We start from the raw sequence: 25,176 nt of genomic DNA, 5'->3' as shown, positions 1-25,176 counted from the left end.
ACGAAGCGGTGGCCCGGTGTGGCGCCGGCTCATCTCGACACGGCAGCCATTGCTCCGCTCCGCTGCGCATGGGTGCCTACTCGATGAGCACACGGCTCAGCCGGCGAACTCCTCCGCGGTGGCGAAGGAACTCTGCGTACCGCGCCTGGTCACCGAATCGGCGGCGTACCGGTTGGCGAACTCGATCGCACCGCCGACGTCGCCGTCGGCGGCGTACCGGTGCGCGAAGGCGCCGATGAAGGCATCGCCCGCACCGGTCGAATCCGCTGCCTGCACGGTGATTCCGGCGATGTGCTCGACACCGTCGGCGGTGCAGCGCAGCACGCCGCGCTCACCGAGGGTGACCAGTACCGCGCGTACCCCCTTGGCGAGCAGGGTCTGCGCGGCCGCCTCGATCTCCTGGAGGGTCTCCACGGGCATTCCGGTGAGCAGTGCCAGCTCGCTCTCGTTCGGTGCGAAGAAGGCGCACCGGGCCACCTGGTCGAAGTCCAACTCGGCGTTGGCCGGTGCCGGATTGAGCAGCACCGGTACGCCCAGTTCGGCGCCCAGCTCGATCGCGGCGTACACCGTCGGCAGCGGGATCTCCAACTGCAGCACGATGATCGCCGCCTGTGCGATCCGCGACCGCGCCGCCTGCACGTCACCGGGAGTGAGCGCCTCGTTGGCACCGGGCACGATGACGACGCGATTCGAACCGTCCGGTTCGACGAAGATCGGCGCCACCCCCGACGGCCCCTCGGCGACCGTCACATCACTCGTGTCGATGCCGTTGGCCCGGAAGTTCGCCAGCGTCTGCTCGCCGAAGGAATCGGTGCCGACCTTGGCGACCATCACCACCTCCGAACCCAGCCGGGCCGCCGCGGTCGCCTGGTTGGCGCCCTTGCCGCCGTGTCCCATCGCGAACGAGGGTGCGGCGATCGTCTCCCCGCGTTCGGGCATCCGGTCCAGATAGGTGATCAGGTCGGTCATGATCGACCCGATCACCGCGACGGTGGCCATCAGGCGTGCACCTCGCCGCGGGCCTCCTTCGCCCGATCCAAGCGGTTCTGGAAGACGAAATAGACCATGATGCCGAGGAAGCAGAGCGCCGAGACGACGAACGAGCGCTGCAGCGATCCGAGCTGATCGGACACCCAGCCCTGGATGACCGGGACGATGGCGCCACCGACGATCGCCATCACCAGCACCGCGCCACCGGTCTCCTGGTAACGCTTGTCCTCGATGGTGTCCAGCGTCTTGCCGAAGATCGTCGGCCAACCCGGGCCCATCAGCAGGTTCGAGGCGACCACGAACCAGATCGCGATCGAGGACGGGGCGAAGGAGGCGGCGAACAGCAGGATCGCACCGATGATGCAGTAGACGATCAGCACCCGGGCCGCGGAGAACTTCGCCATCAGGAAGTTCGCCGGCAGCTTGCCGATCAGGAAGCAGGCGAATCCGGCGATCATGTAGTTCGTGGCGGACCGCTCGTTCAACGTCGGGTCCACGGTGAGCGCGAGCCGGATGGTGAAGGACCAGACCGCGGTCTGCAGACCGACGTAGAGGAACTGGGCGACGATTCCGCTCAGATAGGGCTTGTTCCGGCTCAGGTAGCGCAGCGTCTCGCCGAGCCCGGCCTGGGTCTTCTCGGCGCCGGCCTCCTGGGTCGGTCGCGCCTTGGGGTATTCGGTGATCAGGAACAGGATGAACAGGCAGATCAGGACGACCAGGATGTACTTGTAGGGCAGCAGGGTGTTCTGCAGCAGCTGCTCGCCGAGCGCCTTCTTGGCCGCCGGGTCCGGCGCGGCATCCATCTGCGCCTGGATCGAGTCACCGGAGCTGAAGATCAGGTACTTGCCCATGATCACGCCGAGCAGGTTGCCGATCGGGGTGAAGGTCTGGGAGATGTTGAGCCGCAGCGTGGAGGACTGCTTCGGGCCGAGCATCGAGGAGTAGGTGTTGGCGCTGGTCTCCAGGAAGCTCAGGCCGATCGCGATCGCGAAGATGCAGAACAGGAACATCCCGTAGGTGGCGAGCGTGCTGGCCGGGAAGAACAGCGCACAGCCGATGATGTAGACCGCCAGACCGATCAGCACGCCGACCTTGTAGGAGGTCCGCCGGATGATCCGCGAGGCCGGGATGGCGATCACGAAGTAGCCGCCGTAGAAGGCCGACTGGACGAAGGCGCTGGCCGCGTCGGAGAGCGCGAAGACGTGCTTGAACTGGGTGATCAGGATGTCGTTCAACCCAGCCGCCGCGCCCCACATCGGGAACAGCAGCGAGAGCAGCAGGAACTGGAACAACGGGATCTTGTCCAGATATCCGTCCGGGAGCTGTTTGGCCGGATTCTTGATCAGCATGGGTCGAGCCTGGCTTTCTGTTGGCGTCATTGCGGTGTCAGCCGAGACAGTTCATCACACCATTCGCCGGTGGCAACGGAGGGCTCGCCACCAGTAGCCTTGCTGCCTGTGAGAATCACGCCGAGCATCCTGAACGCCGACTTCGCCAACCTGCAGCGCGAGATCGAGCGCATTCCCGACGCCGACCTGCTGCACATCGACGTGATGGACAACCACTTCGTACCGAACCTGACCATCGGTCTGCCGGTCGTCGACTCGCTGCTCAAGATCACCGAGAAGCCGCTCGACATCCATCTGATGATCGACGATCCGGACCGCTGGGCACCGGGATACGCGGAGGCGGGTGCGCGCTCGGTCTCCTTCCATGCCGAGGCGGTGAAAGCCCCGGTACGCCTGGCGCGCGAGCTGCGTGCCCAGGGCGCGCGGGCCTCGCTGGGGTTGAAGCCGGCGACGCCGATCGAGCCCTACCTGGATCTGCTCACCGAGTTCGACCAGATCCTGATCATGACCGTCGAGCCCGGTTTCGGCGGGCAGAAGTTCCTCGATGCGATGCTGCCGAAGATCCGGCGTACCCGGGAGGCGGTCAAGGCCACCGGCGCCGACATCTGGATCCAGGTCGACGGGGGAGTCTCGGAGTCCACCATCGCGCAGTGCGCCGAGGCCGGTGCCGACACCTTCGTCGCCGGGTCCGCGGTCTTCTCCGCCGAGAACCCCGACGCGATGGTCAACGCCCTGCGGGACAAGGCCGTCGCCGCCTGCCACTGACGCCCTTCACGGCCTTCGAGTGGGTCGCGCAGCCTCTACGGTCTTCGAGTAGGTCGCGCAGCGACCGTGTCGAGAAGTCAGGCCGGGCTGGTTCATCTCGACACGCAGCCCATTGCTCCGCAAGCTCCGCATGGGCTGCTACTCGATGAACGTGGCTTCGACTCGATGAACGCTACGGGTCGTTGCGGCGGCGGAGGTAGCGTTCGAACTCGGCGGCGATGGCGTCGCCGGATGCCTCGGGGAGTTCGGTCTCGTCCTGGTCGGCCTCCAGGGAGGCGACGTAGGAGCTCAGCTCGGCGTCGTCGTCGATGAGCTCGGCGACCCCGCGTTCCCAGGCCCGGCCCAGCTCCGGGAGCTCGCCCGGATCGATGGTCACCTCGGCGAGATCCTCCAGCCGGTGCAGCAGCGCCAGCGTCGCCTTGGGGTTCGGCGGCTGGGCGACGTAGTGCGGGACCGCGGCCCACAGGCTCGCCACGTCCATCCCGGCGTCGGTGCAGGCGGCGCTGAGGACACCGGTGATCCCGGTCGGCCCCTCATAGGTCGACCGGGACAGGCCGAGCCGCTCCCGCACCCGCGGATCGGCGCTGCTCCGCGACACCGGTACCGGCCGGGTGTGCGCGTTGTCGGCGAGCAGGGAGCCGAGCACGACCACCAGCGACGGGTGCGCCGACCGCAGCGCGGAGACGATCTGGGCGGCGTACGAGCGCCAGCGCATGTTCGGCTCCGGCCCGGTGATCAGCACCAGATCGCGCTCACCGATCCGCCCGATCCACACATCGGTACGCGGCCAACTGATCCGGTCGCCGTCCTCGCCCCGGGAGACCATCGGCCGGTTCACCTGGAAGTCGTAGTGGTCCTCGCCGTCCAGGCTGAACAGCAGATCCGCATCGGACACCTCGATCAGGTGGAGAACCGCGTCGGTGGCCGCCGAGCCGGCATCGTTCCAGCCGCTGAATGCGAGCACGGCAACGGGATCCTGCAACTCCCGCAGGTTGGAGATGGCGTTGTGGTCACGTGCCGGCATGCCGACCACTGTACTGCCGAGTGCCAGTGCGAATGGCTCAGTCCTCCGGTTCGTAACCCAGGTTGGGCGACAACCAGCGTTCCGCCTCGGCCAGCGTCCAGCCCTTGCGCTCGGCGTACGCCTCCACCTGATCCTTGCCGAGCCGGCCGACGACGAAGTACCGCGACTCCGGATGGGAGAAGTACCAGCCGCTGACCGCGGCACCGGGCCACATCGCCATCGAATCGGTCAGCTCGATCCCGGTCTGGCCGGTCGCATCGAGCAGATCGAACAGGGTGAGCTTCTCGGTGTGATCCGGGCAGGCCGGATAACCCGGCGCCGGCCGGATGCCGCGGTAGCTCTCGGCGATCAGCTCCTCGTTGGAGAGCTTCTCATCGGGCGCGTACCCCCACAGCTCCTCCCGGACCACCGCATGCATCCGCTCCGCGAACGCCTCGGCGAGCCGGTCGGCCAGCGATTCCAGCAGGATCGCGCTGTAGTCGTCCAGCGCCTCCTTGAACTCGGCGATCTTCTCGGCCGACCCGAGACCCGCGGTCACCGCGAACCCGCCGACATAGTCGGGCAGCCCGGTCTCCTTCGGCGCCACGTAGTCGGCCAGCGAACGATGCGGTACCCCGTCGCGGTGATGGCCCTGCTGGCGCAGGTGGTGCAGCACCGTGCGCACCTGCTGACGCGACTCGTCGGCGTACACCTCGATGTCGTCACCGACCGCATTCGCCGGCCAGAAACCGACGACCCCGTTGGCGTGCAGCCAGCGCTCCTCGATGAGCCGATCCAGCATCGCCTGCGCGTCGTCCCACAACTTGCGGGCGGCCTCCCCGCTCGCCGGATTGTTCAGGATGTCGGGGAATCGGCCCTTCAGCTCCCAGGCGTTGAAGAACGGCTGCCAGTCGATGTAATCGCGCAGGATCTCCAGCGGATACTCGGTGAACGTCCGGGTGAACGAGGTGATCCGACCCAGATGCTCATCGAGCGCGCCGTCGTTGGCGACATCGCGGGCCTGCTGCAGCAGGAAACGCGGCCGGGGCGGACGATGCTCGCTCCAGTCGATCGGGGTACGCCCGGCCACGGCGTCCGCGTAACGCAGCAGCGGCCGCTCGTTTCCCTTGGCTGCATGGCGTTTCCGGATCGTCTCGTAATCGGCCTCGATGCCTTCCAGGAACTTCGGGCGACGTTCGTCGGACAGCAGCGCGGCCGCGGTCGGAACCGAACGGGAGGCGTCCTTCACCCAGACCACCGGCGCGTGGTATTTCGGGGTGATCTTGACCGCGGTGTGCGCCTTGGAGGTGGTCGCCCCGCCGATCAGCAACGGGATGTCGAACTCCTGCCGCTCCAGTTCCGCGGCCAGGTTGACCATCTCGTCCAATGACGGCGTGATCAGCCCCGACAATCCGATGATGTCGGCGTTCTCGGCCTTCGCGGTGTCGATGATCTTCTGCGCCGGCACCATCACCCCGAGGTCGATGACGTCGTAGTTGTTGCACTGCAGCACCACCCCGACGATGTTCTTGCCGATGTCGTGCACATCGCCCTTGACGGTGGCCATCACGATCTTGCCGTTGGTGCGTTCGGCATCACCGGGCCGGCGCTCCGCCTCGATGAACGGGATCAGGTGGGCGACCGCCTTCTTCATCACCCGGGCCGATTTCACAACCTGGGGGAGGAACATCTTGCCCGCCCCGAACAGGTCGCCGACCACACCCATGCCGTCCATCAGCGGGCCTTCGATGACCGCCAGCGGCCGCTCCCCGGCCTCGGCCAGCTCGACCCGCAGTTCCTCGGTGTCGTCGACGATGAACTCGTCGATGCCCTTGACCAGGGCGTGGGTGATCCGCTCCCGGGCGGGCTGGCCGCGCCACTCCTCGGCGGCGGTCTCGTCGGCCTTCTCACCGGTGCGGTTGAATTCCTCGGCGATCTCCAGCAACCGCTCCGCCGCATCCGGGCGACGGTTCAGGATCACGTCCTCGATCCGCTCCCGGAGCCGTTCGTCGACCTCGTCGTAGACCGCCAGCGCACCGGCGTTCACGATGCCCATGTCCATCCCGGCGGCGATCGCGTGGTAGAGGAAGACCGCGTGGATCGCCTCGCGAACCGGATTGTTGCCGCGGAAGCTGAACGAGACGTTGGAGACCCCGCCGGACACCAGCGCACCGGGCAGGTTCTCCTTGATCCACCGGGTGCCCTCGATGTAGTCGAGGCCGTAGTTGGCGTGCTCCTCGATCCCGGTCGCGACCGCGAAGATGTTCGGGTCGAAGATGATGTCCTCGGCAGGGAAATCGAGTTCGTCGGTGAGGATCTTGTACGCCCGCCCGCAGATCTCCTCGCGGCGTTCCAGCGTGTCGGCCTGACCTTCCTCGTCGAAGGCCATCACCACCACGGCCGCGCCGTATTTGCGGCACAGTTTCGCATGTTCGACGAAGGCGTCGACACCCTCCTTCATCGAGATCGAGTTGACGATCGATTTTCCTTGTACGCAACGCAATCCGGCTTCGATGACCTCCCACTTCGAGGAGTCGATCATCACCGGCACGGTGCAGATGTCGGGTTCGGAGGCGATCAGCTTGCAGAACCGGTCCATCGCGGCGATGCCGTCGATCATCCCCTCGTCCATGTTGATGTCGATGATCTGCGCACCGGCCTCCACCTGCTGGCGGGCGACGTTCAACGCGGTCGCGTAGTCACCCTCCTTGATCAGGCGGCGGAAGCGGGCCGACCCGGTGATGTTGGTGCGCTCGCCGACGTTGACGAACAGGGAGTCCTCGGTGACGTTCAGCGGTTCCAGACCGGACAGCCGCAGTGCCGGGCCGATGGTCGGCGGCACCCGGGGGTCGGTGTCCACGACGCGTTCGGCGAGCTGGCTGATGTGCTCGGGGGTGGTGCCACAGCAACCGCCGAGGACGTTGACCAACCCGTCGGCGGCGAACCCGGCGAGCACCTCGGCCATCTCCTCCGGCGTCTGGTCGTATTCACCGAACGCGTTCGGCAGGCCCGCATTCGGATAGCAGAAGGTGAAGCAGTCAGCGACCCGGGCGAGCTCTGCGGCGTACGGACGCATGTCGGCCGCACCGAGCGCACAGTTGAAACCGACCGCCAACGGGCGGGCGTGCCGGATGCTGTTCCAGAACGCCTCGGTCAGCTGACCCGAGAGGGTACGCCCCGACGCGTCAGTGATGGTGCCGGAGATGAACACCGGCCAGCGCCGGCCGCGCTGCTCGAAGAGGGTTTCCAGGGCGAAGACCGCGGCCTTGGCATTGAGGGTGTCGAAGATCGTCTCGACCAGCAGCAGGTCACTGCCGCCGTCGACGAGCCCCTCGGCCTGTTCGAGATAGGCGCCGACCAGCTCGTCGAAGCTGACGTTGCGGGCACCGGGGTCGTTCACATCGGGGGAGATCGACGCGGTCCGGTTCGTCGGCCCGAGGGCGCCCGCGACATAGCGCGGCCGGTCCTCGGTGGCCACCGCGTCACAGGCGGCGCGGGCCAACCGGGCGGATTCGTAGTTGAGCTCATAGCTCAGCTCCTGCATCCCGTAGTCGGCCATCGAGATCCGCTGGGCGCTGAAGGTGTTGGTCTCGATGATGTCCGCACCCGCGGCGAGATATTCGTCGTGGATGGAGCGGATCACCTCGGGCTGGGTGATCGACAGCAGATCGTTGTTGCCCTTGACATCGGACTCCCAGTCGGCGAACCGATCCCCGCGGAACTCCTCCTCCGACAGTTTGTGCCGCTGGATGAAGACCCCCATCGACCCGTCCAGCATCAACACCTGCTCGGCCATCGCCGCGGTCAGGGCGGCGGTGGCATCGGGGCGGATCAAGGACTGGTCGCGTGTCTCGGGTGTCACACGCGCAAGGTCGGAGCGGCTGCTCACTTCGGTTTCCCTTCACAGGAGTTTGCGCAGATCGGAGCGATTCTAGGTGAGCGGGTCAGCCATCTCAGCCCGCGTCCGAATCGGGCCGTCGCCGCTCCCGGGTGAACCAGAGTCCGAGCACCAGGATCAGGACCAGGGCCGCGATCAGGTTCTGCAGGACGATAGGCCAGGGTTGGATGTCGAGCGTGCCGCCGCCGCGACGATCGAGAGCGACCACCGTCGGCGCCGCCAGCAGCGGAAGCAGACTCCAGGAGTCGGGCCGACGGCCCAGGTGACCGGCCGAACCGAAGGCGAGCGCGGCCGGGATGGCGAGGATCATCCAGACGGCGAGGAAGCCGTGGGCGAAGCCATCGGTGCGGCCGCCGAGCCAGTCGCTCAGGTAGTAGGTCGGCGTCGCCACCCAGAGTGCGAGCAGTGCTCCACCGACGGCGCTTCGCCAGCGGCGGGTGAACCAGCCGATCCAGAACGCCAGCAGCGCCCAGGCCCATTGCGTGCCGAGCAGGGCACCCACGAGTTGCAGGGCCGGCACCCCATCCGGCCGCAGCGGGTACCCGCCATATCGGGCGCCGAAGACATTCACCAGCGAGTTCAGCGCGCCGAGTGCGCAACCGATCGCCGCACACCGCACCCACCAGCCGGGCCCGGTGGGGGTACTCATCACACCACGCTAGCCGGGCCGTGCTGCTCGACCGGGTTGCGACCCGCGCCCGCGCCGGCTTTGCCGGGCCTCGGTTCTCTGGAAAACTGGCGGCGCCATGACGAACGACGCCCCGACGCCGACCGAGGCCCCCGCCGCCGGTTCCCGCGACTCCTCGACCGATCCGCTGCCCGCCGCCGTCCTGTGGGACTTCGACGGCACCCTGGTCGATTCCGAACCCATCTGGATGCGGATGGAGCACGAGCTGGTCGCCGAGTGGGGCGGGCAGTGGAGCGACGAGCAGGCGTACCAGATGGTCGGCAACGATCTGCGGGAGAGCGCCCGGCACCTGATCGCCGCGAGCGCCCGCGACGACCTGACCATCGACGGTGTGGTCGCCGCGCTGGTCTCCCGGGTCGCCGCCGAACTGCGCGACGGCCCGATGCTGGAGCTGCGTCCCGGTGCGGGGGAGCTGCTGCAACAGTTGGCCGCGGCCGGGGTGCCCTGCGCGCTGGTCTCGGCCTCCTATCGCGAGGTGCTGGAGGCGATGCTGACCCGGCTGCCGGCGAACCCGTTCGTCGATGTGGTCGCCGGGGACGACGTCACCCACGGCAAACCCCACCCCGAGCCCTACCTGACCGCGTGCGCACGCCTGGGCGTACGCCCGGAGGACTGCGTGGTGCTGGAGGACTCGAACACCGGCGCCGATTCGGGCAATGCCGCCGGTGCGGTGGTGCTGGTGATCCGCAACCACGTCCAGGTGCCGCCCGCCCCGCGCCGGGTGCTGCTGGACACGCTGGCCGGTGTCGGACCCGCCGAGCTGGCCGGCCACCTGGCCCGGGCGCGGGGGGAGCGTTGAGCAGCTGGTGGCGCCGACTCGGCGCGCTGCTCGCCGCCGGCGGCGTACTGCTGGCCACCGGGTGCACCGCCACCGAGACCAAGGCCGCGCCGACCGGCCCCACCGACCGGCCGCCGACCTTCGCGACCACGGCCCGGGTGACCGACATCGACCCGGTCGCCGCCGTCGACGAGGGCTCGCAGATGTACGCCTACAACGTCTTCCAGCGGCTGATGACCGTGCAGATCGGCAGTGCCGCGCTGAAACCCGACCTGGCCTCCGAATGCTGGTACATCGACCCGCTCACCTATTCCTGCGCCGTCGGCCGGAACCGCAGCTTCACCAGCGGCCGCACGCTGACCAGCGCCGACGTGAAGTTCTCCCTGGACCGGGCGATGCGGCTCGCCGACCGCGTCCCCGGATCCTCGGCGCGGATGCTGGACAGCATCGCCAGCGTCGAGACGCCCGAGGAGCTGCGGGTCGACATCAAGCTCAAATACCCCGACAGCAACATCGGGTACGCCCTGGCCTCGCCGGCGGCCTCGATCGTCGACTCCCGGACGTTCCCGGCGGATGAGCTGCTGGCGCAGAACCAGATCCCGGTCGGATCCGGCCCCTACATCCCCAAGGCCCGCTCGCTCGATGAGCTGGTGCTGCAGCGCAACGGCCGCTACGGTGGCGCCAACGGGGGCCACTTCAACGAGGTCACCGTCAAGACCTACAGCAGCCTGGAGCTGATGAACCGCGCCATCGCCACCGGCACCGTCGACCTGCTCTGGCGGGTCGGCGCCCCGCCGCAGACCGCCAGCACCACCTATGTGCCGAAGGTGCTGCCCGGTGCCGACGTCTCCCGGCTGGTCTGGAACCCGACCTCGCCGCAGCGCACCGATGCCGGGCTGCGGCAGCGGGTCGTCGCCGCGACCTCCGAACTGCGGACCCTGCGTCGGCTGCTGCCCGCCGGCGTCGACTCCGGGGTGGATACTTTCCCCGCCGGCCCGGTCGCCGCGCCCGAGGGCCCGGCGCAGCAGGTGAGCCTGGCGGTCGCCAGCCGCAACGATCTCGCGCTGTCGCTGCTGCCGAAGGTGCAGCAGGCGCTCGAGCAGGCCGGACTGCGGGTCTCGGTGGTGGAGAATCCCGGGGCCGCCGATCTGCTGCTGGATGCCGGCAGCACCTACACCAACACCCCGGTCGCCTGGCTGCAGGACTGGTGGGACAACCCGCTGCCGGGCCAGGAGCAGCGCAACAAGGAGCTGCTGCAGGCCTACCGCACCGCGCCCGACGTGCCGGCGCGGAACCGTGCCTCCCGGGCGATGCAGGAGGCCGCGACCGCCGATGCGACCGTGCTGCCGCTCACCCAGACCGACCGGACCATCTATCTGATTCCGGCGATCACCGTAGACGAGCAGTACAAGAACTGGCTCGGTCCCGGATTCCAGCTCGGTGTCTGGGGGTGGACCACGTGAGCGAGCCGACCGGACAGCCCGAGCCCACCGGCGTACCCGACTATTCCGGGGTACGTTCCGGCCCGCTGCAGGCGGGGGAGTGGGTGCTGCTCACCGACCCCAAGGGCAAGAAGAAGTCGGTCCTGCTGGAACCGGGTAAGTCCTTCCACACCACCAAGGGCGGGGTCAGCCACGACGACCTGATCGGCGGCCCGGACGGCGTCGTGGTGCGTTCGGTCGGCGGCATGCAGTTCCTTGCGCTGCGGCCGCTGCTCGGTGACTACACGGTCACGATGCCGCGCGGTGCCGCCGTGGTGTATCCGAAGGAGGCCGCCCAGATCGTGATGGGCGCCGACATCTTCCCCGGTGCCCGGGTGCTGGAGGCCGGGGTCGGTTCCGGCGCGCTCACCCTGACCCTGCTGCGGGCGCTCGGCCCGACCGGTCGACTCTGGTCCTTCGAACGGCGCCCCGGCTTCGCCGAGATCGCCCAGCGCAATGTCACCACCTGGCTGGGTGCGGAGCATCCCGGCTGGTCGGTCGAGGTCGGGGACCTGGTGGAGCGGCTGGACGGCGATCCGGCACTGGCACCGGAGCTGGACCGGGTGATCCTGGACATGCTGGCGCCCTGGGAGTGCGTGGACGCGGTCGCGACCCGGCTGGTACCCGGTGGGGTGCTCTGCTGCTACGTCGCGACCACCACCCAGTTGGGCCGGGTGATGGATCAGATCCGCACCCATACCGGTTTCACCGAACCGGAGGGCACCGAGACCATCGTCCGCGGCTGGCATGCCGAGGGGTTGGCGATCCGGCCGGCCCACGGCGCCTCCAGCCACACCGGGTTCCTGGTCACCGCCCGCCGGCTCGCCCCCGGGGTGACCAGCCCGCTGCGCAAGCGCCGGCCCGCCCCCGGGGCGTACGGTCCGGATTACACCGGCCCGCGCCCGCCCTGGGTCGAGCAGAACCCCAGCGCCCCGGACGCCGGCTGAGCGCCGCGCCCACCCGTCGGCCGAGCGAACGCAGCGAGTCGAAGCCACCCGGATCCGGGATGCCGCTCCGCGTTCGGAGAGCGGACGTGCCGTCCGGGGCCCCGGGGGCGCCGCGCTAGGCTCGTTCGTCTAGGAGGTGGCTCGTGACCGAGGATCGCTTCGACCAGGACCGGCTGGACGCTCTGACCACGGAGATCGCCGACCTGCGGGACCGGGTTTCCCGGCACCCCCGCGAGTTGTCGGCGCTGGAACGGCGGCTCGCGGACGCGCGCGCCGAGGGCCGGCAGGTGGCCGCCCAGAACGAACGGCTCTCGCTGACGCTGCGCGAGGCCCGGGACCGGCTGGTCGCCCTCAAGGCCCAGATGGATGCGCTCGGCGAACCGCCGGTCGGTTTCGGCACCCTGGAGCGGTTGTTGCCGCCCGAACCCGGTGCGGAGCTGCGGCTGGCCGAGATCCACACCCAGGGCCGCAAGGTGCGCACCGCCATCGCCATGGAGGAGGTCGACGAGGACGAACTGGTCCCCGGCACCCAGCTGCTGGTCAACGAGTCGCTGCTCGTCGTCGGCATCGCCGACGGTTCCGCCGCCGGTGACATCGGCGTACTCAAGGACCTGCTGCCGGACGGTCAGCGCGCGGTAGTCGTCGTGCACGGTGACGACGAGCAGGTGGTACGCCTGTCCGGCGCGTTGGTCGAGGCGCGGCCGCGGGCCGGTGATCTGCTGCTGCTGGACCGGCGCGCGATGTTCGCCTTCGAGGTGGTGCCGAAGCTGGATGTCGAGGAGCTGGTGCTGGAGGAGGTGCCGGACATCGACTATGCCGCGATCGGCGGCCTGTCCAACCAGATCGAGCAGATCACCGACGCCGTCGAGCTGCCGTTCCTGCATCAGGATCTCTACGCGGCCTACGAGCTGACCCCGCCCAAGGGGGTGCTGCTCTATGGCCCGCCCGGCTGCGGCAAGACCATGATCGCCAAGGCGGTCGCGAACTCGCTGGCCAAGAAGGTGGCGGCCAAGGACGGCAGCGACGGGCGGACCGGTGAAGAGGGCCGCAGCTTCTTCCTGAACGTCAAGGGCCCCGAGCTGCTGAACAAGTACGTCGGTGAGACCGAGCGGCACATCCGGTTGATCTTCCAGCGGGCCAGGGCCAAGGCGAGCGACGGCTGGCCGGTGATCGTCTTCTTCGACGAGATGGATTCGCTCTTCCGCACCCGCGGTTCGGGTGTCTCCTCCGATGTCGAGAACACCATCGTGCCGCAGCTGCTGAGCGAGCTGGACGGTGTCGAGTCGTTGGAGAACGTGATCATCATCGGCGCCTCCAACCGCGAGGACATGATCGATCCGGCGATCCTGCGACCCGGGCGGTTGGATGTGAAGATCAAGGTCGATCGGCCCGACGCGGAGGCGGCCCGGGAGATCTTCGCCCGCTACTTCACCGAGGCGTTGCCGCTGGCCGAGGCCGACCTGAAGCGCTTCGGCGGTGATGCCGCACGGACCCGCGCGGAGATGATCGATGCCACCGTGGCGCACATGTACGCCGAGAACACCGACAACCAGTTCCTCGAGGTCACCTATGCCGGCGGGGACAAGGAAATCCTTTACTTCAAGGATTTCTCCTCCGGCGCGATGATCCAGAACATCGTCGGTCGGGCGAAGAAGTCGGCGATCAAGGAGAAGATCGGCGGCGGTTCGGGCGGGTTGCGGATGGAGCATCTGCTGCAGGCCTGCAACGACGAGTTCGGTGAGAACGAGGACCTGCCGAACACCACCAATCCCGACGACTGGGCGAAGATCTCGGGCAAGAAGGGGGAGCGGATCGTCTACATCCGCCCGCTCTTCACCTCCAAGCAGGTCAGCAGCCGCAGCATCGAGACCGCGACCAACACCGGCCAGTACCTCTGAGGCTCATCTCGACACGCTCGGCATTGCTCCGCTTCGCTGCGCATGCCGAGCTGCTCGATGAGCGTTCCTCGGAACTCAGGCGCTGGGGCGGGCGCCCGGGATCGGACCCTGACGGCGGTTCACCTCGCGCACCAGGAACACGATCAATCGCCACCCCAGCAGGAAAACGGCGAGCACCGAGGCGGCCACCATGGTGAATGACGGCTGCACGCCGACCATCGTGACCCGGCGGATCACCAGCCCGATCCCCACCGTGCACGCCCAGACCGCCAGGGCGGCGTACAGGGTCAAGGTGGTGCGCCAGGAACGCGACACCAGCCAGCCGATCGCCAGCCCGACCAGGAACGGCCAGGCGGTCTGGATCAGCCCGAGCGGGGTGATCGCCTGGGAGTGCGAGACCCGCATCGCGAGCGTGAACCCGAGCACCAGCAGCACGTCGACGAGAAGGCTGATCAGGGCACGCACGGGGCGAGTATAGGCTCGCGCCGTGACGCAACAGGTGTTCGGACTGGAGACGGAGTACGGCATTGCGGTGAGCGGGCACGGCCCGGCGACCGGGCTGCACCCGATGCACTGGGCGAACCTGCTGGTGCGCAGCTATGGCGAGCTCGCCGGGGCCGCGGAGCGCTGGGACTACGAGACCGAGGATCCGCTGGCCGATGCCCGCGGCTTCACCGTCGACCGCCGGATCGCCCACCCCGATCAGCTCACCGACGACGACACGATGGCGAACCTGGTGCTCACCAACGGGGCCCGGCTCTACGTCGACCACGCCCATCCGGAGTATTCGGGGCCCGAGGTGACCAGCGCCCGGGATGCGGTGCTCTGGGACACCGCGGGGGACCGGCTGGTCTGGCTCGCCGCGCAGAACGCCTCCGCCCGGCTCGGCCAGCCGCTGCGGCTGTGGAAGAACAACACCGACGGCAAGGGCGCCTCCTACGGCACCCACGAGAACTATCTGATGTCGCGGCAGACGCCGTTCCACCGCGTGGTGCAGCAGTTCAGCGCCTTTCTGGTCACCCGGCAGCCGCTGACCGGTGCCGGCCGGGTGGGGCTCGGCCAGTACAGCGAGGAGCCCGGTTTCCAGATCAGCCAGCGCGCCGACTTCTTCGAGGCCGAGGTGGGGCTGGAGACGACCTTGAACCGGCCCGTGATCAATACCCGCGACGAACCGCACGCCCGGGCCCGCGAGTTCCGCCGGTTGCATGTCATCACCGGGGACGCGAATCGCAGCGAGTACGCCGGTTGGCTCAAGGTCGGCACCGCGGCCCTGGTGCTGGCCGCCATCGAGGCCGGTCTGTGCGCCGACCTGCCGCGGCTCGCGGACCCGGTCGCCGCCATGCACACCGTCTCCCACGATCTGACGCTGAGCGCACCGCTGCCGCTGGCCGAGGACGCCGGCACCATCACCGCGCTCGGCCTGCAACGGGCGTACGCCGACACGGTCGCCGACCTGCTCGAATCCCGCGCCGACCTCGTCGGACACCCCGAGGAGGCCGCCGAACTGCTCGCCGCCTGGCGGGACTGCCTCGATGCGCTGGAGCGCGATCCGATGGAGCTGGCGGATCGGCTCGACTGGGTCGCCAAGCTGAAACTGCTGGAGTCCTACCGGACCCGGGACCGGATCGGTTGGGACGCCCCCAAACTCGCCCTGATCGACCTGCAGTACGCCGAACTCGACCCGGCGCGCAGCCTCTATCACGCGCTGGTCGCCAAGGGCCGGATGCGCCGGATGTTCACCGACGAACAGGTCGAACAGGCCCGGCTCACCCCGCCCACCGACACCCGGGCCTACTTCCGCGGGGAAGTGATGCGCCGCTACGCCGACCAGGTGGTGGCCGCCTCCTGGGACTCGCTGATCGTCGACGTGCCGAAACGCCGTTCCCTGCTGCGGATCCCGATGCTCGACCCGCTGCGCGGGACGCGCGACCATGTCGGTGCCCAGCTCGACGCCAGTACCGACATCGGACAACTGGTCACGGCGCTCGGCTATTGAGCGTGGGGCGCGCGGGGCGCCAGCTGGCTAGCGCTAGGCTGGAAATCCGCGCAGGAGTGCGAGGAGGTACAGAATGAGCCAGTCACAGCACGAACGCCGCCGCCCCGACGACGACGGCGAGCCGGACGCGGGCGCTGCCGCGCAGGCCCGTCCCCAGCAGTCGGAGTCGGACGAGGAGTTCGATGACCTGCTGGACGAGATCGACGGGGTGCTCGAGGTGAACGCCGAGGAGTTCGTGCGCTCGTTCGTGCAGAAGGGCGGCCAGTGAGGGGCGCGGCCGGGCTGCCCCCGGCGTACCTGCGGGCCGGCTCGTCCTCGTTCACCGAATTCCTCACCGACACCGCCCCCGAGCTGCTGCCCGGGCGGCGGCACGAGGGGTTGGCCGGGAACAGCGCCGGGGATCTGGCCCCGCACGGCACCACGATCGTCTCCGCGACCTTCCCCAAGGGCGTGGTGATGGCCGGCGACCGGCGCGCCACGATGGGCAACCTGATCGCCCAGCGCGACATCCAGAAGGTGTTCGCCGCCGATGAGTTCTCGATGGTCGGCATCGCCGGTACCGCCGGGTTGGCGGTGGAGATGGTCCGGCTGTTCCGGGTGGAGCTGGAGCACTACGAGAAGATCGAGGGCGCCCCGCTCTCCCTTGACGGCAAGGCGAATCGGCTGGCCGCGATGATCCGCGGCAACCTCGGCATGGCGATGCAGGGCCTGGCGGTGCTGCCGCTGTTCGCCGGCTGGGACCACACCCGCAACCAGGGCCGGATCTTCTCCTACGACGCGACCGGCGGCCGGTACGAGGAGACCGCGTTCCACTCCGTCGGCTCCGGATCGGTGTTCGCCAAGGGCTCGCTGAAGAAGCTCTACGAACCGGATCTGGACGCCCTCGGCTGCGCCACCGCGGTGGTTCAGGCGCTCTACGATGCCGCCGACGACGACTCCGCGACCGGTGGTCCGGACATGCAGCGCCGGATCTTCCCGGTCGTCATGGTCGCCACCGCCGACGGCATCGACACCTTCGACGAGGACCGGATCGGTGAGGTCGTCGACCGGATCGTCGCCGCCCGGCGGGTGCGCCCCGACGGCCCCTCGGCACCGTTGCTCTGACCCGGGCCCCAGACCCCCACGATTGCTGACCCACAAGGAGTTCCCGCGATGAGCATGATGTACGTGGCACCCGAACAACAGATGAAGGACCGTGCCGATTTCGCCCGCAAGGGCATCGCGCGCGGACGTTCGGCGGTGGTGCTGCGTTATGCCGGCGGGATCTGCTTCGTCGCCGAGAACCGCTCCCAGGCGCTGCACAAGATCTCCGAGATCTATGACCGGATCGGGTTCGCCGCGGTCGGGCGCTACAACGAGTTCGAGAATCTGCGGATCGCCGGCATCCGGCACGCCGACATGCGCGGTTACTCCTACGACCGCGTCGATGTCACCGGCCGCGGCCTGGCCAACGCGTACGCCCAGCTGCTCGGTACGATCTTCTCCTCCAACTCCGAACTTCCTTATGAGGTGGAGATCGTCGTCGCCGAGCTCGGACAGACCCCGGAAGAGGACCAGATCTACCGGCTCACCTACGACGGCTCGGTCGGTGATGAGGAGCACTACGCGGTGATGGGCGGGCACGCCGAGGAGATCGCCAAGCTGATCGGGGAGCAGTACTCCGACGACGCCGATCTCTCCGCCTGTGTCCAGAACGCCGTCCGCGGACTGAGCCAGGACCGGGAACGGCTCGGGGTGGACGCGCTCGAGGTCGCGGTGCTCGACCGCTCCCGGCCGCAGCCGCGCAAGTTCCGCCGGCTCACCCGGGCGCAGGTGGCCGAAGCACTCGGCGACGCACAGTGAGTGACGAGCCGGATCCCTTTTCTGGCAGCGATTTCGGCCCGGTCCTGATCATCGGGGCCGGGCTGGTCGGTGCCTCGGTGGGGTGCGCGCTGACCGAGGCCGGGGTCGAGGTGCATCTGCGCGATCAGGTGCCGAGCCATGCCCGGGTCGCCGCCGGCCGGGGTGCCGGCAGCGTCGAGCCGATCGACCCGGAGGCGGTCGCCCTGGTCGTGGTGGCCGTGCCGCCGCGGGTGCTGGCACCGGTGGTGTCCGCGGCGCTGGACGAGTTCGCCAATGCCGTCGTCACCGATGTCGGCTCGGTGAAGGGTTCGGTCCTGCGGGATCTGGCGGCCCGCGGGCTGGAGCTGCGGCGTTACGTCGGTTCGCATCCGATGGCCGGTTCGCATCTGGCGGGCCCGGTCACCGCGCGGCCGGACCTGTTCACCGATCGCACGTGGGTGATCGCGCCGCACGCCACGGCGACCCCGGGGGCGATCGAGACCGTGACCAGGCTGGCGACCATCAGCGGGGCCAACCCGGTGGTGATGGACGCCGAGGAGCACGATCTGGCCGTCGCCGCGGTCTCCCATCTGCCGCATGCGGTGTCGGCGATGCTGGCCGCCGGGCTGACCGAGACCAAGCCGGCCCACCTGCAACTCGCGGGTCAGGGCGTACGCGATGTCACCCGGATCGCCGCCGGTGACCCGGAACTGTGGGATCAGATCCTCACCGCCAATGCGCCCGCCGTCGCCGATCAACTGGCCGCGCTGTCGACCCGGCTGGGGGAGTTGGCCGAGCGGTTGGCCGAGCAGCGGCCGGTCGACGATCTGCTCGCCACCGGCGTCGCCGGGACCCGGGCGATCCCCGGCAAGCACGGCCGGGCCCAGACCGAATACGCCCGGTTGATCATCGAGATCCCCGACGCCCCCGGCTCGCTGGCCCGCTTCTTCACCGACGCCGGCGCGGCCGGGGTGAACGTGGAGGACATCTCGATCGAACACGACCCGGTCCGCGAGGTCGGCTGGTTGCAGGTCTCGGTACGCCCGGAGCTGGCGCCCGATTTCAGTGCGGCGATGTCCGATCGGGGCTGGCACCTGCACGAGGGCTGAACATGCCTTGATATTCATATGAATGTGGGGGAATGTATTGGGCGTGGATGGATTCACGCTGATCGCCGACCCGACCCGCCGCCGGATCATGGACCGGCTGCGCCAGGGGGAGTGCGACGTGGCCGCGCTCGTCGAGCTCTGTGCCCTGTCGCAACCGCTGATCTCCAAGCACCTCAAGGTGCTCCGGGAGGCCGGCCTGGTCGACTCCCGCACCGACGGGCGGCGGCGGATCTACCACCTCACCGGGCGGCGTCCCGACGACGTCCTCGACTGGCTCGCGCCCTGGCGCGAGCTGTGGAGCGGCAGCTTCGATCGCCTGACGGCCGCCCTCGACACCGACGCCCGACGGGGCGGACAGGAAGGCTCATCATGACCACCAAGGACCCGAACATCACCGCAGCCATCGACGGCGAACCGGTCGCCGCGACCCTCGACCCGGCCGCCGACGGCTACACGCTGACCATGGAACGCCAGCTCGACCACCCGGTGGACCGGGTGTGGGCGATGCTCACCGATCCGGCCCAGTTGGAGCGCTGGTCGCCGATCGTGCCCGACCGCGCACTGGACTCGACCGGCCCCGCCAGCTCACGGGAGAACCCGGACGACGAGCCGGTGGACGTCGAGGTGCTGGAGGTCTCCGCGCCCACCCTGCTGGTGCACCGCTGGGGCCCGCACCGGCTCACGTGGCGGCTCACCGAGGAGGGTGACGGTACCCGGCTGCGGCTCGAGCACTGGTTCGCCGAGCGCGCGGAGGCGCCCAGCTTCGGCGCCGGCTGGCACGTCTGCTTCGGCGGTCTCACCGCGGCCCTGGCCCACCAGGAGGTCGGCCGCGCCGTCGGCCCACTGGCCCTGGACTACGGCTGGGAGCAGCTGCACACCCGGTACGCCGACCTGCTCGGCGTACCCACCCACGCCGGCTGAGGGGCATCCCCCACCCCGACCCGGAGATCACCCTCCGAGCCGGTCCAAACCCTCGCCTTCGGCACCGGGGCCGCCTTGACTGCCGTTGTGGACCTCAGCGCGCTGTTGCAGCAACTGACCGATCAGATCATCGCCATGTCCGGCAGCCCGCTGGTGCTGGTGGTGATCGCGGCCCTCACGATCATCGACTCGTTCTTCCCGCCGGTGCCGTCGGAATCCATCGTGGTCGCACTGGCCGCGATCGCGGTGACCAGCGGCCAGCCACCGCTGTGGGCGCTCTTCCTGGTCGCGGCGGTCGCGGCGGCGATCGGGGACAACATCGCCTATCAGCTCGGCCGATTGCTGCATCCCGGTGGTGATCGCGGCCCGCGGTGGCTGCGCGGACCGCGGATGACGCGCACCTTCGCCTGGGCCGCCCAGGCCCTGGAACGCCGCGGTGCGGTGCTGATCCTGGTCGGTCGGCACATCCCGGTCGGCCGGGTCGCGGTGAACATGACCGCCGGTGCCTCCGGTTATCCGCTGCGTCGCTTCGTGCCGCTGTCCATCCTCGCCGGGCTGGCCTGGTCGGCGTACGCCGTGGTCATCGGCACCCTCGCGGGACGCTGGGTGCACGACAACCCACTGCTCGGTGCGGCGATCGCCGTGGTCGTCGCGCTGATCCTTGGGGTGATCGTCGACCGGGTCGTGAGCGCGGTCCAGGGGCGCCGCGAACAGCGCCGTGCCAGACTGACCCGCGGCGTACCCGCATCGAACAACCGGTGACCACCGGTGAACGCTGCATGACATGTTGCGTCCCGGTGCGCCGCGCGGCCCGGGGCGCGGGGAAGGGATGATTACTGTGAGCGACGTGGAGACCGACCGGCCCCTGGTGGTGGCGATCGACGGCCCGAGTGGATCGGGCAAGTCGAGCACCGCGCGAGGCGTCGCCGAGCGGCTCGGGCTGGCCTATCTGGACACCGGGGCGATGTATCGTGCCGCGGCCTGGTTGGTCGCCGAGCAGGGGGTCACCGACCCGGCCGCGATCACCGAGCTGATCGGGGCCGCCGAACTGGACATCTCCACCGACCCGAAGGCGTTCCGGATCAGCATCAACGGGCACGATGTCACCGCCGCCATCCGCGAACCCCGGATCTCGCAGTTCGTCTCCACCGTCGCCACGATCCAGCCGGTCCGCGACATCCTGATCGCCCGGCAGCGCGAACTGATCGCCGCCGCCACCGGCGGCGTCGTCGCCGAGGGCCGCGATCTGACCACCGTCGTCGCCCCCGATGCCACCGTCCGGGTGCTGCTCGTCGCCGACCCGCAGGCCCGGATCGCCCGCCGCGAGGCCGAACTCGCCGGCGCCGCGAACACCGCCGAGGTCACCGACCAGATCGTCCGCCGCGACCGCGACGACTCCACCGTGGCCGCCTTCACCGAGGCCGCCGATGGCGTCACCGTGATCGATTCGACCCACCTGGGCCTGACCGAGGTGATCGACGAGATCAGCCGACTCACCGAACCACCGACCAGCTGAGAGGACCCCCGTGAGCGACAGCCTGGACATCCGGACCCCCGCCGAATCGGCCCCCGAGGCCCCCGTCCTGCCGAACCTCACGGATCTTCCTCGACCACGGATCGGGCTGCTCCGGGCGGTACGCCCGATGGGCGGCTTCCTCTTCGGCCGGGTCTGGAACATCAAGCGGCACGGGCTTTCCAACGTGCCGGCCACCGGCCCGGTGATCCTGGCCGCCAACCATCTCGCGGTGATCGACGGGCCGCTGCTGGTCGCGGTCACCCCGCGGCAGGCGTCGGCGCTGGCCAAGAACGAGCTGTTCGTCGGGACCCTGGGCCGGTTGCTGGAGGCGGCCGGTCAGATCCCGATCGACCAGTACCACCCCGACCACGGGGCACTGCGCCGCGCCGTCGGCGTACTGGAATCCGGCGAGGCGCTGACGATCTTCCCCGAGGGCGGCCGCGATCTCGGCGACCTGGCGCGGATCCGGCCCGGGGTGGCGTATCTGGCGATGGTGACCGGGGCGCCGATCGTGCCGGTGTCGCTGCTCGGGACCAGGCTGCCCGGACAGGGTGTCAAGGAGGTGCCGCCGCGGGGGAGCACGATCCATGTCAGTTTCGGTGCGCCGTTGGAGCTGAATCGGGTGCTCTGGCCACGCCGCCGGGTGCCGCTCGCCGAGGCCGCCGAACGGGTCCGCCAGCACCTGGTCCAGCACCTGCGCGCGAGCGAGGCCGCGACCGGGATGCCGCTGCCCGGCGTACCCGGGGTGTCCTGACCCCGCACCGGTTGGACCGACCGGATAGTCTGGACCGGTTTCCTTGCCCGGTAGCGCGGGCGCGCGTTCCAGCAGAGTGAGGTGTCGATGTCCGAGAGCACGATCAAGCCGGTCGTAGCGGTGGTCGGGCGACCCAACGTGGGCAAGTCGACCCTGGTGAACCGGATCATCGGCCGCCGTGAAGCCGTCGTCCAGGACACCCCCGGCGTCACCCGCGACCGGGTCTCCTATGACGCGATCTGGAACGGCCGCGAGTTCGTCGTCGTGGACACCGGCGGCTGGGCCTCCGATGCGAAGGGGATGGCCGGCCAGATCGCGGAACAGGCCGAGCTCGCCATCGACGCCGCCGACGCGGTGCTGTTCGTGGTCGATGCCACCGTCGGCACCCTCGATGAGGACGAGGCCGTGGTGCAGGTGCTGCGCCGCTCCAACAAGCCGGTGGTGCTGGCGGCCAACAAGGTCGACGACCAGCGCACCGAGGGCGAGGCCGCCGCGATGTGGAATCTCGGCCTCGGCCAGCCGTGGCCGGTGTCGGCGATGCACGGCCGCGGTACCGGCGATCTGCTGGACGCCATCCTGGAGGCACTGCCCACCGCGCCCGAGGAGGACTTCGAGCCGGTCGGTGGCCCGCGCCGGGTCGCGCTCGTCGGGAAACCCAATGTGGGCAAGAGTTCCCTGCTGAACCGGCTCGCCGGTCAGCAGCGGGTGGTGGTCGACAATGTGGCCGGTACGACGGTGGATCCGGTGGATGAGCTGATCGAGCTGGACGGTGAAGTCTACAACTTCATCGACACCGCCGGGATCCGGCGCCGGGTCAAGGAGGCGTCGGGGCATGAATACTACGCGTCGCTGCGCACCCACGGTGCCATCGAGCGCGCCGAGTGCTGCGTGGTGGTGATCGACGCCTCCGAGCCGATCGCCGAGCAGGACCTGCGAATCCTTTCCAGCGTTGCCGATGCGGGCCGGGCGATGGTGATCGCCTACAACAAGTGGGACCTCACCGACGAGGAGCGGCGGCACTACCTGGAGCGCGAGATCGAGCGCGAGCTCTACGCCTTCGAGTGGGCAGATCGGGTGAACGTCTCCGCCGAGACCGGGCGGAACGTGCAGAAGCTCGGCCCAGCCATCGAAAAGGCCTTGGAGGGTTGGGAATCCCGGATCTCCACCGGCAAGTTGAATGCCTTCCTGGGCCGGATCGTGGCATCCCACCCGCACCCGGTGCGCGGTGGCAAGCAGCCCCGGATCCTGTTCGGCACCCAGGCGCAGAACTGCCCGCCGACCTTCGTGCTGTTCACCTCCGGCGACCTCGAACCCGGTTACATCCGCTTCGTCACCCGCCGGCTGCGCGAAGAGTTCGACTTCACCGGTACGCCGGTGCACGTCGAGGTCCGGGCGCGGGCAAAACGCAAGAATCGCTGAACCCACGGTGGTTGAGCGAGCGCCAGCGAGTCGAAGCCACCACACGCCGGCTGAGCGAGGTACGAGTCGAAGCCTCCCCTGGCAGCTCCAGTTCGGGCTGCTCGCACTGATCTGGGGATCCAGCTTCCTGCTGATCAAGTACGGCCTGGTGGTGATGACCCCGCTGCAGCTCTCCGGGTTGCGGATCGTGTCGGGTGCGGCCGTGCTGCTGATGCTGGCGGCTCTGCGGCGTACCAGGTGGCCGCGGGAGGTGTCGACCTGGCTGCATCTGGCGGTCACCGGGTTGTTCCTGTGCACGATCCCGTGGACCCTGTTCGCGTTGGCGGAGCAGCGGATCTCCTCGGCGCTCGCCGGGATCGGGAATGCGTCGACGCCGGTGTTCACCGTGGTGCTGTCGATGCTGTTCCTGCGCAGCGATCGGGTCACCGCGCGGAAGCTGATCGCGGTGGTCGTCGGGCTGATCGGCGTGGTGGTGATCCTGCAGCCCTGGCATGCGGTGGGCCGACCCGATCCGGTCGGGTTCGCGATGGTGCTCGGCGCGTCCTCGTGCTACGCGATCGGCTGGGTCTACAACCGGCGGTATCTCGGCGGGCGCGATCTGGGCGGGTTGGCGCAGCCGACGGTGCAGTTGCTGCTCGCCTCGGCGCAGATGGTCGTGCTGTACGCCGTGTTCTCCGGGTTGGGACTCGCGCCGCCGGTGTACCAGTTGAGTGGCACCGGGCACGAACGGCTGGTCGGGGTGCTGGCGATCCTGGTGCTGGGGATCGTCGGGTCCGGCATCGCGACGCTGCTGCACTACAACGTGATCCGTGCGGCGGGGCCGATCATCGGCACGATGGTCACCTATGTGATCCCGGTGGTGGCGGTGCTGCTCGGCGTGGTGCTGCTGGGGGAGCGGCTGCAGTGGCCGCAGCTGGTCGGGGCGCTGCTGGTGATGCTGGCCGCCCTGGTGACGCAATCGTGGTTCCTTGGGCGCCGAAAGGTGGCACGCTGATCCCATGGGGGATCGGCACGTTTTCGAGGACTCGCAGGATGAGCGCGGCTCGCGGCGTTATGCGGATGCATATCTGGACGGGGACGGTCGGCTGGTGCTGAGCATCCACGACCTGGGCCCGGTGGTGGAGGACTTCTTCGGCTGCTTCGAGTACGAGTCGTTCACCACCTTCTCCGTCGAGCAGACCGCCCGCCTGCGCGCCGACCTCGGCGAGGACGTGATTGCAGCCATCGGTGAGCGGTTCGCCTCCCAGCGCGAGCTGGCGGAGTACGCCGCAGCCCTCGTCGGCTCCGGCGAGCACTGGAGCCGGGCCGGGGACTGATCGCGCCATTCCCATGGCACGGCGGGAAAGTAGAAGTGACGGTCTCCGCCATGCAAGAAGCCAGCACTCTCGATCATCTCGTTGTCAGGCTGACAGGATTTGAACCCGCGACCCCTTGGGGAGCCCGGGAAATATCCGGTCTCCGCCGATCATCTCGGGAACTCGCGGGATTCCCTTGTGTTGACATGGAACCGGGCGGTTCGCTTGGTACGAGTATAAACCGGTCGATGGCGGACCGTGGCGGGTGATTGAAATGAGCATTTGATGGGTCGAGTTCTGTTCATTGGCGACAAGCGCCGGGTCGATGGCTTCCCCTTCACCGACTCGGCGCTCGCGGGCGTCTAGCCCCTGATGTTGCGCGGGTCGTGTGCTGGAGCGAGCGTGTTCTTGTCACGAATCCGTCCATCGCGGCCGTGGATCGATACCTCTCCGCCACCGTGGCCTGCGGAATAGTCGCGCGCCGCGGCATAGGCTTCTGCCCCCACCCGTTTCCGCGCGGAACGACCGAGTAGTCACCGTTCTTGCTC

At 69.0% G+C, this 25,176-nt stretch carries 24 protein-coding genes and 1 pseudogene; 18 read left to right on the top strand and 7 right to left on the bottom strand.

The genetic code is table 11. The annotated features are described in order from the left end of the window. Positions 1-96: 96 nt before the first annotated feature. Positions 97-999 (bottom strand): ribokinase, encoded by a 903-nt coding sequence (gene rbsK / locus C8D81_RS04495; protein WP_094401242.1) that lies wholly within the window; start codon positions 997-999, stop codon positions 97-99. Next, positions 999-2,339, bottom strand: coding sequence for an L-fucose:H+ symporter permease (gene fucP, locus C8D81_RS04490; RefSeq protein WP_094358608.1), 1,341 nt, complete (start codon positions 2,337-2,339; stop codon positions 999-1,001). The genes rbsK and fucP overlap by 1 nt, the downstream gene beginning before the upstream one ends. Before the next feature lie 102 nt (positions 2,340-2,441). Between fucP and rpe the strand changes: the two genes are divergently transcribed. Beyond that, positions 2,442-3,104: a ribulose-phosphate 3-epimerase gene (gene rpe, locus C8D81_RS04485; protein ID WP_094358835.1), complete on the top strand. Its 663-nt coding sequence runs from the start codon at positions 2,442-2,444 to the stop codon at positions 3,102-3,104. Positions 3,105-3,276: 172 nt separating this feature from the next. Here rpe and C8D81_RS04480 read toward each other — a convergent pair whose 3' ends face one another. From C8D81_RS04480 to C8D81_RS04470, 3 genes are all read right to left on the bottom strand, one after another. Continuing rightward, positions 3,277-4,128, bottom strand: a complete 852-nt coding sequence (locus C8D81_RS04480; RefSeq protein ID WP_094358833.1) for a PAC2 family protein — start codon at positions 4,126-4,128, stop codon at positions 3,277-3,279. Positions 4,129-4,165: 37 nt separating this feature from the next. Further along, positions 4,166-7,969 carry a methionine synthase gene (gene metH, locus C8D81_RS04475; protein ID WP_267489962.1) on the bottom strand — a complete coding sequence of 1,268 codons (3,804 nt, stop codon included), beginning with the start codon at positions 7,967-7,969 and terminating at the stop codon, positions 4,166-4,168. Positions 7,970-8,060: 91 nt separating this feature from the next. Continuing rightward, positions 8,061-8,654, bottom strand: coding sequence for a hypothetical protein (locus C8D81_RS04470; protein ID WP_094401244.1), 594 nt, complete (start codon positions 8,652-8,654; stop codon positions 8,061-8,063). Between the two features lie 97 nt (positions 8,655-8,751). On the opposite strand from C8D81_RS04470, the gene C8D81_RS04465 reads away from it, so the two are divergent. The 4 genes and pseudogenes from C8D81_RS04465 to arc all read left to right on the top strand — a co-directional run bounded on the left by C8D81_RS04465 (position 8,752) and on the right by arc (position 13,797). Next, complete coding sequence (locus C8D81_RS04465) at positions 8,752-9,492, top strand: HAD family hydrolase (protein WP_094401246.1); 741 nt, start codon at positions 8,752-8,754, stop codon at positions 9,490-9,492. Continuing rightward, the gene (locus C8D81_RS21485) at positions 9,489-10,934 is read left to right on the top strand and encodes an ABC transporter substrate-binding protein (protein ID WP_094358602.1); all 1,446 of its coding nucleotides are present in this window, start codon (positions 9,489-9,491) and stop codon (positions 10,932-10,934) included. Before C8D81_RS04465 ends, C8D81_RS21485 begins: the two co-directional genes overlap by 4 nt. A gap of 59 nt (positions 10,935-10,993) precedes the next feature. Next, positions 10,994-11,899: pseudogene (locus C8D81_RS21480) on the top strand (tRNA (adenine-N1)-methyltransferase); the annotation flags it as partial. Positions 11,900-12,042: 143 nt separating this feature from the next. Further along, positions 12,043-13,797, top strand: a complete 1,755-nt coding sequence (arc, locus tag C8D81_RS04450) for a proteasome ATPase (protein WP_133625615.1) — start codon at positions 12,043-12,045, stop codon at positions 13,795-13,797. Positions 13,798-13,872: 75 nt separating this feature from the next. On the opposite strand, the gene C8D81_RS04445 is transcribed toward arc, so the two are convergent. Further along, the gene (locus C8D81_RS04445; protein WP_229120036.1) at positions 13,873-14,262 is read right to left on the bottom strand and encodes a DUF3054 domain-containing protein; all 390 of its coding nucleotides are present in this window, start codon (positions 14,260-14,262) and stop codon (positions 13,873-13,875) included. A 22-nt stretch (positions 14,263-14,284) separates the two neighbouring features. Here C8D81_RS04445 and dop point away from each other — a divergent pair, with 22 nt between their 5' ends. The 13 genes from dop (at position 14,285) to C8D81_RS04380 (ending at position 24,649) form a co-directional block, all read left to right on the top strand. Continuing rightward, a complete protein-coding gene (gene dop / locus C8D81_RS04440) occupies positions 14,285-15,793 on the top strand; it encodes a depupylase/deamidase Dop (protein ID WP_133625614.1) in 1,509 nt (502 codons plus the stop codon). Positions 15,794-15,866: 73 nt separating this feature from the next. Continuing rightward, positions 15,867-16,061 carry a ubiquitin-like protein Pup gene (locus C8D81_RS04435; RefSeq protein WP_133625613.1) on the top strand — a complete coding sequence of 65 codons (195 nt, stop codon included), beginning with the start codon at positions 15,867-15,869 and terminating at the stop codon, positions 16,059-16,061. Beyond that, on the top strand, positions 16,058-16,897 hold the full coding sequence (gene prcB / locus C8D81_RS04430) for a proteasome subunit beta (protein ID WP_133625612.1): 840 nt from the start codon (positions 16,058-16,060) through the stop codon (positions 16,895-16,897). The genes C8D81_RS04435 and prcB overlap by 4 nt, the downstream gene beginning before the upstream one ends. 48 nt (positions 16,898-16,945) lie before the next feature. Further along, complete coding sequence (prcA, locus tag C8D81_RS04425; protein WP_094358592.1) at positions 16,946-17,635, top strand: proteasome subunit alpha; 690 nt, start codon at positions 16,946-16,948, stop codon at positions 17,633-17,635. After that, positions 17,632-18,723, top strand: a complete 1,092-nt coding sequence (locus C8D81_RS04420; RefSeq protein WP_094401250.1) for a prephenate dehydrogenase — start codon at positions 17,632-17,634, stop codon at positions 18,721-18,723. The genes prcA and C8D81_RS04420 overlap by 4 nt, the downstream gene beginning before the upstream one ends. Positions 18,724-18,766: 43 nt before the next feature. Next, positions 18,767-19,096: an ArsR/SmtB family transcription factor gene (locus tag C8D81_RS04415; RefSeq protein WP_094358588.1), complete on the top strand. Its 330-nt coding sequence runs from the start codon at positions 18,767-18,769 to the stop codon at positions 19,094-19,096. Further along, the gene (locus C8D81_RS04410) at positions 19,093-19,644 is read left to right on the top strand and encodes an SRPBCC domain-containing protein (protein ID WP_094358586.1); all 552 of its coding nucleotides are present in this window, start codon (positions 19,093-19,095) and stop codon (positions 19,642-19,644) included. The genes C8D81_RS04415 and C8D81_RS04410 overlap by 4 nt, the downstream gene beginning before the upstream one ends. Positions 19,645-19,731: 87 nt before the next feature. Continuing rightward, complete coding sequence (locus C8D81_RS04405) at positions 19,732-20,406, top strand: DedA family protein (protein WP_208109105.1); 675 nt, start codon at positions 19,732-19,734, stop codon at positions 20,404-20,406. Positions 20,407-20,473: 67 nt separating this feature from the next. Continuing rightward, complete coding sequence (gene cmk / locus C8D81_RS04400; RefSeq protein ID WP_094401252.1) at positions 20,474-21,160, top strand: (d)CMP kinase; 687 nt, start codon at positions 20,474-20,476, stop codon at positions 21,158-21,160. Positions 21,161-21,170: 10 nt separating this feature from the next. Then, positions 21,171-21,914 carry a lysophospholipid acyltransferase family protein gene (locus C8D81_RS04395; RefSeq protein WP_229123753.1) on the top strand — a complete coding sequence of 248 codons (744 nt, stop codon included), beginning with the start codon at positions 21,171-21,173 and terminating at the stop codon, positions 21,912-21,914. 87 nt (positions 21,915-22,001) lie between these two features. Further along, positions 22,002-23,333 (top strand): ribosome biogenesis GTPase Der, encoded by a 1,332-nt coding sequence (gene der, locus C8D81_RS04390; RefSeq protein ID WP_094358582.1) that lies wholly within the window; start codon positions 22,002-22,004, stop codon positions 23,331-23,333. Between the two features lie 7 nt (positions 23,334-23,340). After that, positions 23,341-24,327, top strand: coding sequence for a DMT family transporter (locus tag C8D81_RS04385; protein ID WP_166646670.1), 987 nt, complete (start codon positions 23,341-23,343; stop codon positions 24,325-24,327). 4 nt (positions 24,328-24,331) lie between these two features. Beyond that, complete coding sequence (locus C8D81_RS04380; RefSeq protein ID WP_094401256.1) at positions 24,332-24,649, top strand: hypothetical protein; 318 nt, start codon at positions 24,332-24,334, stop codon at positions 24,647-24,649. A gap of 341 nt (positions 24,650-24,990) precedes the next feature. Here C8D81_RS04380 and C8D81_RS04375 read toward each other — a convergent pair whose 3' ends face one another. Further along, complete coding sequence (locus C8D81_RS04375; RefSeq protein WP_094401258.1) at positions 24,991-25,134, bottom strand: DUF2188 domain-containing protein; 144 nt, start codon at positions 25,132-25,134, stop codon at positions 24,991-24,993. Positions 25,135-25,176 lie beyond the last annotated feature (42 nt).

This window comes from Enemella evansiae (assembly GCF_004362375.1).
In the GTDB taxonomy this organism is placed as follows: Bacteria; Actinomycetota; Actinomycetes; order Propionibacteriales; family Propionibacteriaceae; genus Enemella; species Enemella evansiae.
This window is presented reverse-complemented; position numbering and strand designations above follow the sequence as displayed.

What these genes read in the sequence shown, in the direction of transcription:
- der (WP_094358582.1), top strand. Translation starts at nt 22,002, where the DNA reads ATGTCCGAGAGCACGATCAAGCCGGTCGTAGCGGTGGTCGGGCGACCC.
- C8D81_RS04380 (WP_094401256.1), top strand. Translation starts at nt 24,332, where the DNA reads ATGGGGGATCGGCACGTTTTCGAGGACTCGCAGGATGAGCGCGGCTCG.
- C8D81_RS04470 (WP_094401244.1), bottom strand. Translation starts at nt 8,654, where the DNA reads ATGAGTACCCCCACCGGGCCCGGCTGGTGGGTGCGGTGTGCGGCGATC.
- C8D81_RS04480 (WP_094358833.1), bottom strand. Translation starts at nt 4,128, where the DNA reads ATGCCGGCACGTGACCACAACGCCATCTCCAACCTGCGGGAGTTGCAG.
- rbsK (WP_094401242.1), bottom strand. Translation starts at nt 999, where the DNA reads ATGGCCACCGTCGCGGTGATCGGGTCGATCATGACCGACCTGATCACC.
- fucP (WP_094358608.1), bottom strand. Translation starts at nt 2,339, where the DNA reads ATGCTGATCAAGAATCCGGCCAAACAGCTCCCGGACGGATATCTGGAC.
- C8D81_RS04465 (WP_094401246.1), top strand. Translation starts at nt 8,752, where the DNA reads ATGACGAACGACGCCCCGACGCCGACCGAGGCCCCCGCCGCCGGTTCC.
- prcA (WP_094358592.1), top strand. Translation starts at nt 16,946, where the DNA reads ATGAGCATGATGTACGTGGCACCCGAACAACAGATGAAGGACCGTGCC.
- C8D81_RS04410 (WP_094358586.1), top strand. Translation starts at nt 19,093, where the DNA reads ATGACCACCAAGGACCCGAACATCACCGCAGCCATCGACGGCGAACCG.
- cmk (WP_094401252.1), top strand. Translation starts at nt 20,474, where the DNA reads ATGATTACTGTGAGCGACGTGGAGACCGACCGGCCCCTGGTGGTGGCG.
- C8D81_RS04435 (WP_133625613.1), top strand. Translation starts at nt 15,867, where the DNA reads ATGAGCCAGTCACAGCACGAACGCCGCCGCCCCGACGACGACGGCGAG.